We start from the raw sequence: 15606 nt of genomic DNA, 5'->3' as shown, positions 1-15606 counted from the left end.
GTGTGTGCGAATAGGGAGCTTTAATAGCTTTATTTTTCCCGATTCGCCACTTTATTCACCACCACGAACCCAAATGCTTGGCAAGGGTGGCGGATATGATAAGAGCTCAAATATTTGGTAAGACAATGTATTAGGTGAAAATTTAGAGACACTTCAGTACTGTCTACTTGACAGAACCAGGTGCATCATCTCATGGACATTATGAACTATTTTGAAGGCAGTTTTATCCGTGATACCCTCCCTCACGGACATTTCAAATTTTTTTGAATGCAGTTCTGTCCTTGATACCCTTCCCACAGACAAAGCTGCTACTTTAGCGCATAACAAAAAACAGGTGAAGAATCTAGATTCTCCACCTGTTTTTCCGAAAGTATACTTTTTCATCATGAAACGGTTACGCCGTTTACTTTTTCCTCCAGTTGAATCATTGCCTGTACAACTGAATCGCTTGTAATCGCTCCAGGTAGGACGTGAATAGATTCTTCTGGTTTAACAGCTTTTTCAGCAACTTGAATTAAATTCTCTTCATCTATTGTTTGTACACCTAGATATTTAAGTGAATTGGGTAAATGTAATTTTTGATAAAATGGTAATATCTCATCGATTTCCTTCCATTTATCTTCTAAAATGAGTTGGATTAAAATACCATATGCAACCTTATCACCATGAAGCGCTTGATGTGTTTCCTCGAGAGCAGTTAATCCATTATGAATGGCGTGGGCACCAGCAACCCTTCCATAATGATCACCAAATCCTCCAACCATTCCACCAATCATAATAATGGTTTCAGCAACTTTAATAAAATCATCATTCAAGACACCACTCTTCACCGCTTCAATCGCATGTTCTGAATGCTCAAGCAAGTTTTCTTTACACAGTTTCGCAGCATGATAAGAAATTTCCAACGCCGCTGATTTTGTATTCATTTTCCCTATTTGTACTTCGGCTTCATACCATTTTGCTAGGGTATCCCCGATTCCTGCAATAAACATATCAAGTGGTGCATGTAATAATATCTGTGGTTCTATTAACACGAGATCTGCATTTTTAGGGTATAAATCAAAACGTACAAAGGAACCATCATCATCATAGATCACACTAATCGGTGTCCAAGGAGCACAATTTGATGCAAGTGTCGGGATTAAAACATATGGGGTATGTGTGAGATGGGCTGAAGATTTTACAAGATCAAGAACCTTTCCTCCCCCAACACCAATGACAGCATCCACTTCCGCTTCCGTTATAACGTTAGATAAGGTATCGATTTCATTTAAGGAACATTCCCCATGATATAGGTATGCTTCACTTGAAATTTCTGAAAAAGAATTCCAGTAAGGCTTAACAGCTTCCCAAGACTTGGTTCCATGAACAATCAGTACCTTACGAAATCCACGCTCGATTAATTTATTTTCTAATCCGTTTAAAATTCCTTCTTCTAATATGTATTCACTTGGTGCTCCATGCACAGATATTGTATTTGTCATTATGCTCTCTCCTTTGTATATGAAAAAGGAGAAGGCTTAAGCCCCCTCACTCTTAACCATAAGAATAATCATTACTCAGTCATCCAGCTTGGTTTTCCAAACCCTTCGAATTCCTCATCAATCACTTTTTCAAATTCGTCTGATTCTACTACCTGAACAAGGTCCTTCGCTAGTTGACTATCTTCATTTTCAGCTTTAACAGCTATAACATTTCGATATTGATCTAACATATCTTCTAATGCTAAAGCATCAAGTAAATCCATATCTGCCGCTAAAGCATAGTTACCTGGTACCGCTGCTAAGTCAGCACTATCAACTGCACGAGGTAATTGACCAGCCTCAATTGGTTGGAATACTAGTTTTTTCGGATTTTCTTTAATATCTTTTTCTGAAACAGTTAATTCATCAGCATTTTCATCTAGTTTAATTAATCCTTCATCTTGAAGTGTATTAAATGCTCTAGCCCCATTCGTTGGGTCATTAGGAACTGCAACAGTTGCACCATCTTCTATTTTATCTATAGAATTATATTTGTTAGAAAATATTCCCATTGGTGCAGTTGGAACAATTTTCAATGCGGATAAATCCATATCATTCTCAGCTTCAAAGTTTTCCAGATAGATAGTATGTTGGAATAGATTTGCATCGATATCACCATTATTTAATGCGTTGTTCGGTTGGATATAGTCACTAAATTCAACCACTTCTACGGAATAACCCAAATCCTCTAGGCCTGGTTTTAACGCTTTATTTACCATATCACTGTACGGGCCAGGAGTAGCACCAATTTTAATTTCTTTTGAATTCCCTGTAGAACTATCGCTAGAACTTTCTTCACCATTACCGCCACCACAAGCAGCAAGCAAAGAAATAGCGATTAGAGCGATTAGTATAAAAATTTTCTTTTTCATTTTTCTTTTCCTTCTCCCTTATATTATTTATTAACAGCCTTGGCAATTTTGTCGCCAATAATCTGTATTAATTGAACAAGTACAATCAATATAACAACGGTAGTAATCATGATGGTGTCATCATAACGGTAGTATCCAAAACGAATGGCAAGGTCTCCAATTCCTCCACCACCGACAACACCAGCCATAGCTGATGTACCAACTAAACTTACAACAGTAATCGTAATCCCTGAGATAATCCCAGATTTTGCTTCAGGTAACAATACATCTTTAATAATCATCCATGGTGTACCCCCAGCTGCAATAGCGGCTTCAATCACACCATACTCAATTTTTCTAAGGGATGTTTCTACTAATCTCGCAAAAAACGGGATAGCCGCAACCGATAATGGAACCGATGCAGCTTTTGGTCCAATCGTAGAACCTGTAAGTTTAATTGTTAATGGAATAAGTGCCACTAATAAAATGATAAATGGAATGGACCGTATCATATTGACGATAAATCCTACAATCTGATTTACAAATCTGTTTTGCAAGAATAGTCCTTTATCTGTTACAAATATTAAAATTCCAATTGGCAATCCGAAAATCACTGCTACAAGTAATCCAACTGATATCATATAAAGTGTTTGAAGAAACGCAGTGTTTAGCTCGGGAATTAATTCGATAATATGATTCACATCAAATTCCATCTTTTATCACCTCCACATGTGCTGAACGATTTTCAATATATTGGATCGCCTTGCTTACTTCATTCTTTTCCCCATTAAGCTCCATGACAAAAATTCCTAGCGGTGCGTCTTGAATATAGTCGATAGATCCATGCAAAAAATTACCTTTCACTTTAAATTTCTGTACCATGTCGGAAATAATACTTTCCCCAGCAATTTCCCCTTTAAAAATAACTTTCACTAATGTACCCGTCACCTTTTCTAATACGTGAGCTGGTAAATCAAATGAAATAACACTTGAAATAAATTCCCTCGTTAATTCATTTTTAGGACTTGCAAAGATTTCATACACATCACCTTCTTCAACGACTTTTCCAGCTTGCATGATTGCCATTCGATGACATATTTCCTTTACTACGTCCATTTCATGTGTAATTAATACGATCGTAATATTCATCTCTTTATTAATCTTCTTTAATAATTGAAGAATCGATTTCGTTGTTGTAGGATCTAAGGCAGATGTTGCTTCATCACATAAAAGAACTTTTGGATCATTAGCAAGTGCTCTAGCAATCCCAACCCGTTGTTTTTGTCCACCACTTAATTGGCCTGGATAAACATCCCGCTTATCACTTAACCCAACCATCGCTAATAATTCCTCTACCCTTGACGCAATTTGATTGGAAGGAACTTTTGCTGCTTTTAGCGAAAAAGCAATGTTTTCAAAAACCGTTTTTTGACTAACCAGATTAAAGTGTTGGAAAATCATACCGATTTTTAATCTAGCTTGTCTCAGCTTTTCACTTTTTAATTTAGTTAAATCAACACCGTCTACTGTTATATTTCCTTTAGTTGGACGTTCTAATAAATTGATACATCGTACAAGGGAACTTTTACCAGCACCAGAATAACCAACGATGCCATAGATTTCACCTTCATTAATGGTTAGTGAAACATTGTTAACGCCACTAACTTCTCCTTTTTTCGTCTGATATACCTTTGACAAATGATTAATGTTTATCATCTATATCCCCTCGCTCTTTTTACAGCCAATATGACATATTTTTACGAAAAAAAATACTCCATTCATCTGAAAGGAGCATCGACACAAACAATGTATCTTCCGCTTATCTTCCAGAATGTGATCATTCTGTTGGACTTGGCACCTTCCCATAAGGGGGTTGCCGGACGTCATTGGGCCAATCCCTCGGTCACTCTTGATAAGTTATATGAAAATTATTAAGTTAAAATTTATTATACGGCTAGTTAGTAAAACTGTCAATGAAGATTCGACATTTTTCTACAATTCCTAATTCATTAGTAACTTGGTAAAACAAAATTCTAACAACAACTATATGCTAATAAAGCATGTTAAAACCTGAGCTTCTTCATCATTGACTGGCACAAAGAGATGAGGTTTTTCCCCCTTGAAATAAGCACTATCCCCTTTTTCCATATAATAATTTTCCCCATCATAAAATAGATAGATAGACCCTTCCAAGATATATATAAACTCATCTTGTAAATGGGTATAAGTCTCCGTACGTAAATTTCTATGTTTAGGAGTGACATGAACAATGGTTGGTTCAATACTACTGAATTGAGAACGGTTTGCTAATAGCTCATAGGAATACCCCATATGTACATCACCAATTTGGGATTTCCTTTGTGATCTCTTCTGCAAAACTAATGAATCCTCTATTTTATCATCTAAAAGCCATGATAACGAAACATGTAATGCTTCACTTATCTTAGATAAAGTAGCTACAGCAGAAGCAGTTTGTCCGTTTTCAATTTTGGATAACATGCTTTTAGATATTCCACATTCGTCTGCAATTTGCTGTTGTGTTTTCTTTTGACGTAATCTTAATTCTTTTATTTTATGACCCAAATTTTTTAAATCGATAGAGACTCAGTCCTTTCCATTTAATCCCTACGAATACCAATGTTTTAATCATAGAATAGTACTTGATTCATAGTCAAGAAACTTCATACAACACGCTTCATTAAACGCATTTAAAAAGATGCTATTTATCGCTTAAATAAATAACATCTCCTCTCATTTAAAGACCACTTGCCAATAATGATCTACTAGGTAAAATCTTACCTAATTGATTTTGAATATACAAGGATGCTTCTTGTATTCTCTTTTCGTTAATACCGGTTTCAACCCCCATCCTATGAAGGAGATATAACACATCATTCGTCGCAACATTCCCTGCTGCCCCTGGTGCATAAGGGCATCCACCTAATCCTCCAATGGAACTATCAAATCGATAAATTCCATAATTCATAGCTGTCATAATATTCGCGATAGCCATTCCCCTCGTATCGTGAAAATGGAGAATAACTTTTTCAGTAGGATATCTTTTCAATATGTCATCCAGTAATGTTTCTACCTGTGATGGAACAGCAGAACCAATGGTATCCCCCAACGAAAGGTCATCAACACCGTACTCTAGTAATTTTTCACATATTGAAATTACAGCATCTGGTTTCATGTTCCCTTCATATGGACAGTCAAATACAGTTGATATATAAGCCGTAACGTGTTTGCCCTCTGCTTTCGCCTCTTCTATTACTTGTTTTAACACTGGGTACGTATCCTGTATCGTTTTATTTATATTCTTTTGATTATGTGTTTCACTCGCTGACATAAAAACAGATGCGCCATCAATTCCTGCTTCAAGTGCATATTCTAATCCTTTTTGGTTTGGAACCAAAGCAGAATAAACGACATTCGGATTTCGACTTATTTGTTTTCCAACCTCACGTGCATCTGATAGTGCTGGAATCATCTTTGGATTAACAAATGAGCTAAACTCTATTTCTTTTATCCCTGTATTTGATAACATATTTATCCAAGCAATTTTGGACTCAGTAGATACCCATTTTTTCTCATTTTGTAAACCATCCCGTGGCCCAACTTCCTTAATTTGTACAAACTTAGGGAGCTTCCCCATCATTAAGCCTCCTGTTTTTTAACATTTTCATAACTTAAAATGTTGACATTCCATTGATATTCTATGTTATGAGGTCATCAGGCAATTGGTGTTACATAGGTCTTAGTCATTCATTTCACCTTAAGTATTACAGTATATTCACTAGCGTTTATTATTATTCAACATTGTTGAATAAAGTATAACCGATTGTCAAAAGGAAAGTCAATGAAAGCAGAATCATATACTTATGTAAAAAAAATAACCCAGTCACGTTAAGAACTGAGTTACTAATTCAGCTATTTACCAAGGTTTTCTTGAACTACTTTTTCCATTCCCTTTTCCTCTTCTTCCCATCCTTTACAGACATCTACCCAATTCTTTGCGTGGGAATAAGTGAATATTTCATCGTTTGTTAATTCAATTGCACTATTTGTACTTCCGCACGCTGGATAAAGTGTGTCAAATCTTTTCATGGATATATCTAAATACACTTCCAAATCATTTTTCAAACCAAATGGACAAACACCGCCAATTGCATGTCCGGTTTGTTCTAATACTTGTTCTGGGGATAGCATTCTTGCTTTAAATCCAAACGTTTTACGAAATTTTTTATTATCAACTTTAGCATCTCCCGCTGCCACAACTAAAATAGCCTGTTCTTCTTCTCCTCTAAAGGATAACGTTTTTGCAATTCTTGCAGGTTCCACCCCGATTGTATCAGCCGCTTCTTGGACAGTGGCACTGGACGAATCGAATTCTAATATATCTTGTTCTCGATTAAATTGTTTAAAATGACGTTTCACACTTTCTATTGACATTCCTCTAACCTCTCCTTTAACCCTTATCCTAATCCGTAACATCATTTATACTGAAATTCGATATAATAGTCAAATTATTTGCCCCCTTCTGCAAATTACATATGTTGAACTTCTTACCATATTTATTAGAGTGGCGTGTTCTGCCCACAATCCCGTTTATGCTTCACTTCTATCCAGCCCATAAAGTATGTTATTTTAATCATAATAGAAAAAAGCAATCATCTAGGGAGTTAATTAAATGAAGGATATTATTATAAAAAAAATCAAGGAGATAGAGAAAGAAAAAAATATTAAAGTACTTTATGCTTGTGAGGCTGGTAGTAGAGCCTGGGGGTTACATGCAATTGACAGTGACTATGATGTCCGCTTTATTTATATTCATCCTACCGATTATTATTTAAGTATCGATCCAGTTGGAATTGGTAAGAAGAGGGATACTATTGAAGTCCCAATGCATTCTACCCTTGATTTACATGGTTGGGAACTTACAAAAGCATTGAGACTTTTCCGGAAATCAAACCCCGGGCTTCTAGAGTGGTTAAATAGTCCAATTGTTTATGTTGGACCATCCGATACTATTAAAGACATGATGGATTTTCAATCACAACTTTTTCAACCAAAGCCCTGTGTCCATCATTATATAAATATGGCAAAGAGCAATTTACGTAAATTAGACGAAACAACCGCAAATACCATTAAACTTTATATTCAAATTGTTAGGCCAATCTTGATAGCAAAATGGATTATAACTTATAGTACCTTTCCACCTATTCATCTTACAGCACTTGTTCATTTACTTTCGCCAACTGAAAAAAATGCTATAGAATGTTTAAGGGAAGTTAAAACAAAGCAACTATTGGAAGCGAATCTGCCAGTTGGAGAGCTTCAATCATTTATACGCAGGGAATTAGATTTTCTAGATAAGTCTGTCTCACATATGAAAACGAAACAAATACAAGTAACCAATAAATTAGACACATTGTTTCGTATGACATTAAAGAAAATATGGGAGAATTAAAAGGTGGCTTGATCATACTGAATCAAGCCACTTCTCTACATTAATTTAGAAAGAAACATCGTTGCGATGCCAAAATACACAAAAAGAGAAATAATATCATTAATGGTTGTAATGAGTGGCCCTGATGCAACGGCAGGGTCTACATTAAACTTATATAAAATAAGCGGAATAATCGTTCCCGATAAAGTACCAATGATTAACGTAACTAATAAAGAAACACCAACAACTAAACCCAATGTTGCATTCCCCTGCCAGAACAAGGCAATTATCGCAATAAGAATTCCACACGTTACACCTATGATAATTCCAACCCATAGTTCACGCATGACTAATTTTATAACTTCTTTAACATTCAAATCATCTTTTGTAAGTCCTCTCACTACAACTGCTAAGGATTGTGTTCCCGTATTCCCTGTCATTCCCGCAATCATTGGCATAAAGAATGCAAGAGCAACTACTTTATCCAACGTTTCTTCAAATCCAGCGATAATACTTCCTGAGACAATTCCAATAAATAATAAGAGAATAAGCCAAGGAAGTCTTCGGAATGCAGCAACAAATGGTTTGGTATTAAAATCAATCGCCTTACCAGATGCTGAAAGTTTTTCAATATCTTCATTAGCCTCTTGATAAATAATGTCCATTACATCATCTACTGTTACCACACCGACAAGTTTATTATTTTCTTCAATTACTGGTATGGAAATAAAATCGTATCGATTGATTAATTTTGCTACTTCTTCTTGGTCAGTATGGACGTCTACTGTCACTACACGGGAAAACATAATATCTTCTATTTTCTCGTACATGTCAGCAAGAAGTAGATCTTTATACGATACAACTCCTACTAATTCCTTTTTTTCACCTATCACATACAAATAGTTCAAGTATTCCGCTAGTTCCGCAAAGTGTTTTAGCTTATCAACTGCTTCACGTACTGTATATGTTTTGGGAATCCATACATATAGGTTGGTCATAATTCTCCCAGCCGTTTCAGGAGAATATTTCATCATATTTTGAACAATCGTGGATTCCTCTTCCTTCATTTCTGAAAGAATTTCTTCGACTTTTTCTGGTTCTAATTCTTCTAATAGAGAAACAAGATCATCATTATCCATCAAATCGAGGACTTGAGTGGAACGCTCAATCCCTAATTTTTCTAGAACAAGCAACTGGTCTTCCTTATCAAGTTCTTGAATCATATAGGTCAATTGCTCTGTAGGGAGATACATTATAAATTTGTTTTTATGCTTATTCGGTAAATTCAAGTATTGTTGTGCGATGTCATATGGCTGCAATTCATCCATTATAGATAAAAATTGTTCCTTTTTCCTATCCTTTAAGGTTTGAATAATCGCAAGTGTTGTTTCATTTTCTGTCATCTCAAGAGACATAACAATTGCCTCCTTCCTTCAGTTGTCCATTAACATTATAGCTTTAAATAAATATGTGTAAACCAAAGTCATGTAATATTACATTTTTATTACATTTGTTATATTCCAAACGGAAAATTCCTGACATTCCAATCAATGGAAATGATATCGAACTGGATGAAACTTCCAACACCTCCCCTACTATAGATCAGTACTAGAATAGGAGTCAATCCATTTCTCATGGAATTTTTTGGATCATGCGAAGTTATATTACAACTAGTAATCTAGTATATATTCTAGAAAAATAGGAGGAGTATGAATAAGATGAATAGGATTATGAAACTTCTATTAACTATATCAATGATTGCTAGTTTATTTACGATACCAATGAGTGCAGATGCTGCTTCTTACAAAATACAAGAAGGAGATTCATTCCATTCTATTGCGAAGAAGTTTAGTACAACGATAACAAACTTACAAATTGCCAATAAACGTTCTGGTAATGTTTTATATGCCGGAGAAACCATCCAAGTTCCAGACGATATTCCTTTGAAAGACAAAGAATTGATGGCTAAGCTTGTTCATGCAGAAGCAAAAGGAGAACCGTATGCTGGCAAAGTAGGTGTTGCTACGGTTGTTTTAAATCGTGTGGATCATAAAGAATTCCCTGATACGATTCGGGAGGTTATTTATGAAAAAGTAGGTGGGGCTTACGCGTTTACACCCGTACAAAACGGCAAAATTAATGGCAATTATACAGATGAAGATATGAAAGCAGTAAATGAAGCCATTGCATATCGCGGGCAAAGCGATGGATCCATCTATTTCTACAATCCGAAAACTTCCACAAGTAAGTGGATCTTTTCAAGAGAAACAACCGTTACTATAGGGAACCATCGTTTTGCTAAATAGATGAAATGGGGTTACATGTGACATATATCACAATAGTTAGAGGTATCATTTGATATAATAATATTGAACATAGGAAATATTATATATCAAATCCCATTCAATGGAGGAATAAAAAATGGAAAACGAAAAAGCAGATAGATTACGTATCATGCTTCAAGAAGCATTACAACCAATTTTAGACCGTTTAGATCGTATCGAGAATGAAATAAAATCTTTAAAAGAGCAAGATAAACAATAAAGGATTAGAGAAGGAGGACTTCTCTAATCCTTTTTGTTATTCATGTTTAAGGTCCTGAATTTTCTTCGTTAACGTTTTAAAACGTTCATCTAACTCTGGATAGGAAGAATCATTGGGGGTTAGAAGACTAAGTTTTCCCAACACTTCTTGTCTTTCTGTTTCTAATTTTAATACCAACTCAGCCTTATCTTCCGGTTCCTTTGATTCATTAGTTAATTTCTTATGAACACGTTGATTCGAAATAATCAATTGACTATCCGTTATTTTATCAAGAAAATAACGATCATGAGAAACAACGATTAATGTGCCATTATACTGTGCCAACGTTTCTTCCAATTGTTCTCGAGAAGGTAAATCAAGATGGTTTGTGGGTTCATCCAAGATAAGCACATCTTTCTCTTCTAATATATAGACCAAAAGCTTACACTTCACTCGTTCCCCCATACTCATGAACTTAATCGGTTCATTCCATTGCGATGCTTCAAACCCTAAATGCTTCATGGCATTTTGGACTTTCCCCCTATTCTCAAATGTTTCTGTATGGAATAGCTCTTCTGGCGTTTTTTCAAGGGGTAAATCAAAAACTTCTTGGGTCAAATATCCAATATTTGCAGAAGGGGAAATCCATATTTCTCCATCAGCTTGTTCCGTTCCCATTATCATTTTCAGTAATGTCGTCTTTCCACTTCCATTTGGGCCAATAAGTGCCACCTTTTCCCCGTATTTTATATAAAAATGAACACCTGTAAATAGTGTTTTCCCATCAAAAGATTTTGATAGACTTTTCACCTCTAAAAAACGCTTCCCAACCTTCGTGTTTGCAGTCATAGAAAATTGAACGGTATATTCAGGTTTTACAAAGTCAACCTTTGCTCTATCTAACTCCTTTTCAAGTCGCTTTTGCTTGGATTTAATTTGGGAATCCATTCGTTTTGCCTTTTTACGATGGTATTCTTTAGAACCCATCTTGGGACCTTCCTGTTTCGTTGATTGAGCATGTGCTTTCGCGGACCAAGAAGATAATTCGTTCATTTGTCCCTCAATCCGTTTCCTCATTTTTTGCTGTTTTTCATATGCACGTTGCTGAGATAATCTTTTCTCTTTGCGATATTCTATAAAACCTGAGTAGTTCCCAGAATGCTCTGTTAATAATTTGTCTTCTAAAGACCAAATTTTCGTTGCAACAGCATCCATAAAATGACGATCATGGGAAACAAAAATAATAGTACCTTCGTAATCTTGCATGTATTGTTTTAATAATTCCATACTTTCTTCATCTAAATGATTCGTAGGTTCATCTAATAATAGCAGCTCTGCTTGTTTTGAAAGACCATTTGCTAGTCGTGCTTTCAATCTTTCTCCACCACTTAATTGCCTAAAATCATTTTCCGGTACATTCCAGTAACTTAATAATTTTGCCTCAGAAGGGGATGAATGATAAGCGGAAAAAGATTTCGTTTCTTGTTCCACCATAACTGTTCTTATATTTTTATGAATAAAGGTAATCTGCCCTTTTGTTGGCTGAATTTCACCTTGTATTAATTCAAGTAATGTCGTTTTACCAGCACCATTCTTTCCAATCACACCAATAATATCGCCTTCGTGTACCATAGCATTTACATTTTTAAATATTTCCGTATCCTTTATTTCATATGTCACATTCGTTAATTTCAAAATTTCTCTCATACGATCGTCCCTTTCCTTGTAAGGGAGGATTCCACCATATAAAGCTTTATCATTTAACTTAAAATATTGAAAAAATCCTCCCAATATCATTGGAAGGATTAGCCATGCCTTTACATAACAAATAAAAAGACTTCCATCAGCGAAGGCTTTCCTTCATCCCCCACTAATGAGCAGTTAATCTCCCACCTAACTTCTTTGTTTATCCAGAAGCTTGGAGGAGGGAGTGTTACTTCCTGTTTAGGTGGGATAAATCTATTTATTATGCAAAATAGAAACGTTCAATTAAAAATGGGCAGACTAATCCTATTTATTCCTGGTTGAAATCAAAATTATTTCATTTCAAACGTTTAAAATAAGATTAATTTTTCATTGTCCACCCATCAGTCCTCTCATTTAATTCTTCTTGTAGTATATCACATGACTGGAAAAGGGTCACTAAATTATATTTCTATTTCAAGACAAATTTCGTTTTACTATAACCTTCTTTTGTTTTTGCAACTTGTAAAACGGCTGGAAACATGTTTTTCAATTCCTGAACATGAGAAATAACCCCAATCATGCGACCGGTTTGTTGTAATTCAATTAAGGTATCAATGGCTTTAAATAAGGATTCCTCATCTAATGACCCAAAACCTTCATCAATGAACATGGTTTCAATGGAAATATTCCCTTGGAAACTTTGGATGACATCTGACATTCCTAATGCAAGACATAAGGAAGCATTGAATTTTTCCCCACCTGATAATGTCTTGACATCCCGGGTTTGTCCAGTATACGTGTCGAAAACATCGAGTCCAAGTCCACTTTGTTTTCCATGGGATTCTTGGCGGTCACTGCGAATTAAATAAAATTGCCCATTGGATAACCGTTTTAATCGATGGTTTGCTGCTTCAATAATTCTTTCCAAATATTCAATCTGCAAATAACGTTCGAATGAGATCCGCTTGTCGTTTTGTCCACGTAGCATGTCATGCAAATCCGTAATCGTAGACAAATCTTTTTCAAATTTAACTACCTGCTCATGCCCATCTAAAATATGAATTATTAATTTATCTGCCTCTTGATAATATTCCTTGGAAAGATTTAAACGAGTTAGCTTATTTTCATATTGCTGTTTCAGCTGTTCAAGTTGTGACTCCAACTGGATTAAATCCTGCCTTCTTTTATCCTTTAAAGAAAGCTGTAATTCATGAACCTGGGATTTTACGGTTGATAATTCTTCATTAAATTGCTGAATGGCAACTTTCCATTTCTGTTGCTCAACTTCGGACATTTTTGCATTTTTATACGCTTCTAAACTAGCGAAAGCCGCTTCTTCCAGTTTCGTTTTAAATTCAATTTCAGCTTTCTGCTTTTTCTCTTTTGTTTCTTCTAATTGTTTTATCGCATGATGCAAATTAGCATCTGTCTTAGTATCCTCTTCTTTTGCCTGTTCTAACTGCTTTTGAGCTAATTCCCAACTTTTTTCTAATTTTTGTTTATGATTAGCCGTTCTTTCAATTTCACTCTCTAAAACAGTTAGATTTCTTACGTCTTCGGGAACGTGATTTAATCTTTCCTCATAGCGAGTTAAAGCTGTTCTATATTCCTCTTTATACTGTGCATGAATATGATCTAGCTTTTCTTTTTTCGTTTGAAGCTCTCTGATAACAGTTAATTCTTTTTCATGATTCAATCTTAAACTTCTTAATTCCTCAGCTAACTTTAATAATTGATCTACCTCTTCTTTTACCCTTTTACCTTCTATAACCACTTCATCATAAATACGAATAGCTTCTTCTTTTGGAATGTTAAATTGCTCCAGTAATTCGGATTCCATTTCCTTCATATTGCTTTTATTAGCGGCTAATACTCCATCCGCTTTTCGATAAAGCTCCCCTGTATTATCTAGGTTTATTCTCAAAGATTGGAGCTCTTCTCTAGTTACAACTTTCCCACTATTTACAGCCTTTTGTGGGTGCTCCTTACTTCCACAAACCGGGCAAGCTTCCCCATCATGTAAATGCTCTGCCAAAACAACTGCTTGGTTATTTAACCATATTTCTTCCTGTTCTTGATAGATTTGCTTTAACTGATCATAGGCCTGCTTTTTATTAGCAACATCCGCTTCCAACTCATTCATTCGCTTCTGTAATTTTTTGTAATCTAATAAAGCTTGTCCTTTCACCTTTAATTCCGATAATTTTTCCTGTTTATCTTGCAATAGAGTTGTTTTTTCATCCAGTTCTTTTATTTTTTGGTAGTGATCATCACTCATTTTTTGCTTTTGAACAACATCTTTATTAACTTTCTCAAGATTAATAGAGGCTGTTTCTACTTGTTTCTTAAGTCCATCAATGTGCTGTTTCGTTTTTTCCATTTCTTGCACCATTGGCAGAATATCTTTAAGATGATCCAGCTTTTTAGTTACTTGTTCACGTTCGTCTTTTTTAGCTTCCTGCTCTCGAAATACGTCACGTGCTTGTTCGAATTGTTCAGTAGATTTACTTTTGGCCAATTTTGCTTGTTTCAAAAGATTCGATTTATGTTCTTCATCTAGCCGCCAATCATTCACTTGCTTTTCGTATATTTCAATTGCAGCTGCTCGTTCTGCCACTTCTAGTTCACGTTGTTTTATTTCAACGTTAGGTTTCTTTTCTTCTAATTGCTGTAGTCGAGCCTTTTTCTCATCTAACTCTTGGAATCGTTCATTTATTACTTTTGCTTGAAAATACTCAGATTGTTTCTTGTTATGCATGGCATATGCATCATCATACTCTTTTTGATCGTTTTTTATTTGCTTAATGTAAAATTCCATCTCTTCTTTTAAGCCAGCAATAACTTGATTAACATTGAAATGTTCTTCTGAGATTACTTGAAATAATAAGGAATCCTCTCGATTTGGTAGATTAGATGATATACCTTGAATATAATGATCGATAGCTTGTTTTGCTTGATTATATGATTGTTTAACAGTTTGCTTCTTTTCGTTTAGTTGCCCTACTAGTTGTTGATAAGATTCTGTTTTAAAAATCCGACGTAATATTTCTTCTTTATTTTCTGTCTCTGAAGTAAGTAATTTACGAAATTCCCCTTGCGGCAACATCACGATTTGCTTAAATTGATCCTTCGTTAATCCGATAAGAGTCTCTACTTTTCTATCAATTTCTGAAACGATTTGCCGATCGACACAAGGAATTTCTTTATCTCCTATAATTTCATAAAACTCGTATTTATCCCCAGTTTTCGTCTTATTTCCTTTTTTAACATGGCCTAATTGACGTAAAATACGATAGATTCGACCATGTAATTCAAATATAAGCTCAACAGAAGTATGCGTATTATCTTCCGCAAAATCACTACGGAGCATTGTCTGGTTTTCACGATCTGAACCACTTGCACTACCATATAACGCAAAACAAATACCATCAAAAATGGTTGTTTTTCCAGCACCAGTGTTTCCAGATATGACAAATAAATGGTTTTGATCCAATTCTGTAAAATCGATGGTTTCACTATATTTATAAGGGCCAAAAGCCGTCATCGTTAACTTTAGTGGTTTCATTGTATGACT

13 protein-coding genes and 1 riboswitch are annotated in these 15606 nt (G+C 35.2%); of the genes, 3 read left to right on the top strand and 10 right to left on the bottom strand.

Going from position 1 to position 15606, the window contains the following annotated elements; translation table 11 throughout:
- Nucleotides 1–383: 383 nt before the first annotated feature.
- From KM885_RS14695 to KM885_RS14665, 7 genes are all read right to left on the bottom strand, one after another.
- On the bottom strand, nt 384–1484 hold the full coding sequence (locus KM885_RS14695) for an iron-containing alcohol dehydrogenase family protein (protein WP_204798562.1): 1101 nt from the start codon (nt 1482–1484) through the stop codon (nt 384–386).
- 71 nt (nt 1485–1555) lie between these two features.
- Nucleotides 1556–2395, bottom strand: a complete 840-nt coding sequence (locus tag KM885_RS14690) for a MetQ/NlpA family ABC transporter substrate-binding protein (RefSeq protein ID WP_047185771.1) — start codon at nt 2393–2395, stop codon at nt 1556–1558.
- A gap of 23 nt (nt 2396–2418) precedes the next feature.
- Nucleotides 2419–3087, bottom strand: coding sequence for a methionine ABC transporter permease (locus KM885_RS14685; RefSeq protein ID WP_047185770.1), 669 nt, complete (start codon nt 3085–3087; stop codon nt 2419–2421).
- Nucleotides 3077–4090 carry a methionine ABC transporter ATP-binding protein gene (locus tag KM885_RS14680; RefSeq protein ID WP_145524179.1) on the bottom strand — a complete coding sequence of 338 codons (1014 nt, stop codon included), beginning with the start codon at nt 4088–4090 and terminating at the stop codon, nt 3077–3079. The genes KM885_RS14685 and KM885_RS14680 overlap by 11 nt, the downstream gene beginning before the upstream one ends.
- A gap of 100 nt (nt 4091–4190) precedes the next feature.
- Nucleotides 4191–4293, bottom strand: a riboswitch (SAM riboswitch).
- A 124-nt stretch (nt 4294–4417) separates the two neighbouring features.
- Nucleotides 4418–4957: a helix-turn-helix domain-containing protein gene (locus tag KM885_RS14675; protein WP_244987036.1), complete on the bottom strand. Its 540-nt coding sequence runs from the start codon at nt 4955–4957 to the stop codon at nt 4418–4420.
- Nucleotides 4958–5129: 172 nt separating this feature from the next.
- The gene (locus tag KM885_RS14670; protein WP_060668559.1) at nt 5130–6029 is read right to left on the bottom strand and encodes a hydroxymethylglutaryl-CoA lyase; all 900 of its coding nucleotides are present in this window, start codon (nt 6027–6029) and stop codon (nt 5130–5132) included.
- Between the two features lie 275 nt (nt 6030–6304).
- Nucleotides 6305–6826: a YbaK/EbsC family protein gene (locus KM885_RS14665; RefSeq protein WP_047185766.1), complete on the bottom strand. Its 522-nt coding sequence runs from the start codon at nt 6824–6826 to the stop codon at nt 6305–6307.
- 238 nt (nt 6827–7064) lie between these two features.
- Between KM885_RS14665 and KM885_RS14660 the strand changes: the two genes are divergently transcribed.
- Nucleotides 7065–7844 carry a nucleotidyltransferase domain-containing protein gene (locus KM885_RS14660; RefSeq protein WP_047185765.1) on the top strand — a complete coding sequence of 260 codons (780 nt, stop codon included), beginning with the start codon at nt 7065–7067 and terminating at the stop codon, nt 7842–7844.
- Between the two features lie 35 nt (nt 7845–7879).
- On the opposite strand, the gene mgtE is transcribed toward KM885_RS14660, so the two are convergent.
- Nucleotides 7880–9238 (bottom strand): magnesium transporter, encoded by a 1359-nt coding sequence (mgtE, locus tag KM885_RS14655; protein ID WP_047185764.1) that lies wholly within the window; start codon nt 9236–9238, stop codon nt 7880–7882.
- 303 nt (nt 9239–9541) lie between these two features.
- On the opposite strand from mgtE, the gene KM885_RS14650 reads away from it, so the two are divergent.
- Both KM885_RS14650 and KM885_RS18150 read left to right on the top strand, forming a co-directional pair.
- Nucleotides 9542–10129, top strand: coding sequence for a cell wall hydrolase (locus KM885_RS14650; protein WP_047185763.1), 588 nt, complete (start codon nt 9542–9544; stop codon nt 10127–10129).
- Between the two features lie 115 nt (nt 10130–10244).
- A complete protein-coding gene (locus KM885_RS18150; RefSeq protein ID WP_255449125.1) occupies nt 10245–10367 on the top strand; it encodes a hypothetical protein in 123 nt (40 codons plus the stop codon).
- Between the two features lie 36 nt (nt 10368–10403).
- On the opposite strand, the gene abc-f is transcribed toward KM885_RS18150, so the two are convergent.
- Both abc-f and KM885_RS14640 read right to left on the bottom strand, forming a co-directional pair.
- A complete protein-coding gene (gene abc-f, locus KM885_RS14645; RefSeq protein WP_047185762.1) occupies nt 10404–12053 on the bottom strand; it encodes a ribosomal protection-like ABC-F family protein in 1650 nt (549 codons plus the stop codon).
- A 448-nt stretch (nt 12054–12501) separates the two neighbouring features.
- Entirely contained in the window at nt 12502–15597 is a 3096-nt protein-coding gene (locus tag KM885_RS14640) for an AAA family ATPase (RefSeq protein ID WP_060668563.1), read from the bottom strand.
- Nucleotides 15598–15606: the final 9 nt, after the last annotated feature.

Origin of the sequence: Oceanobacillus caeni, from assembly GCF_019037185.1 — a bacterium.
GTDB classification, from domain to species: domain Bacteria; phylum Bacillota; class Bacilli; order Bacillales; family Amphibacillaceae; genus Oceanobacillus; species Oceanobacillus caeni.
Note: the sequence above shows the minus strand (reverse complement) of the source record. Positions and strands in the feature narration are given on the sequence as shown.

Excerpts from the sequence above, each read along its gene's own strand:
- KM885_RS14695 (WP_204798562.1), bottom strand. The coding sequence starts at position 1,484 with ATGACAAATACAATATCTGTGCATGGAGCACCAAGTGAATACATATTA.
- KM885_RS14690 (WP_047185771.1), bottom strand. The coding sequence starts at position 2,395 with ATGAAAAAGAAAATTTTTATACTAATCGCTCTAATCGCTATTTCTTTG.
- KM885_RS14685 (WP_047185770.1), bottom strand. The coding sequence starts at position 3,087 with ATGGAATTTGATGTGAATCATATTATCGAATTAATTCCCGAGCTAAAC.
- KM885_RS14680 (WP_145524179.1), bottom strand. The coding sequence starts at position 4,090 with ATGATAAACATTAATCATTTGTCAAAGGTATATCAGACGAAAAAAGGA.
- KM885_RS14670 (WP_060668559.1), bottom strand. The coding sequence starts at position 6,029 with ATGGGGAAGCTCCCTAAGTTTGTACAAATTAAGGAAGTTGGGCCACGG.
- KM885_RS14665 (WP_047185766.1), bottom strand. The coding sequence starts at position 6,826 with ATGTCAATAGAAAGTGTGAAACGTCATTTTAAACAATTTAATCGAGAA.
- KM885_RS14660 (WP_047185765.1), top strand. The coding sequence starts at position 7,065 with ATGAAGGATATTATTATAAAAAAAATCAAGGAGATAGAGAAAGAAAAA.
- mgtE (WP_047185764.1), bottom strand. The coding sequence starts at position 9,238 with ATGTCTCTTGAGATGACAGAAAATGAAACAACACTTGCGATTATTCAA.
- KM885_RS14650 (WP_047185763.1), top strand. The coding sequence starts at position 9,542 with ATGAATAGGATTATGAAACTTCTATTAACTATATCAATGATTGCTAGT.
- KM885_RS18150 (WP_255449125.1), top strand. The coding sequence starts at position 10,245 with ATGGAAAACGAAAAAGCAGATAGATTACGTATCATGCTTCAAGAAGCA.
- abc-f (WP_047185762.1), bottom strand. The coding sequence starts at position 12,053 with ATGAGAGAAATTTTGAAATTAACGAATGTGACATATGAAATAAAGGAT.
- KM885_RS14640 (WP_060668563.1), bottom strand. The coding sequence starts at position 15,597 with ATGAAACCACTAAAGTTAACGATGACGGCTTTTGGCCCTTATAAATAT.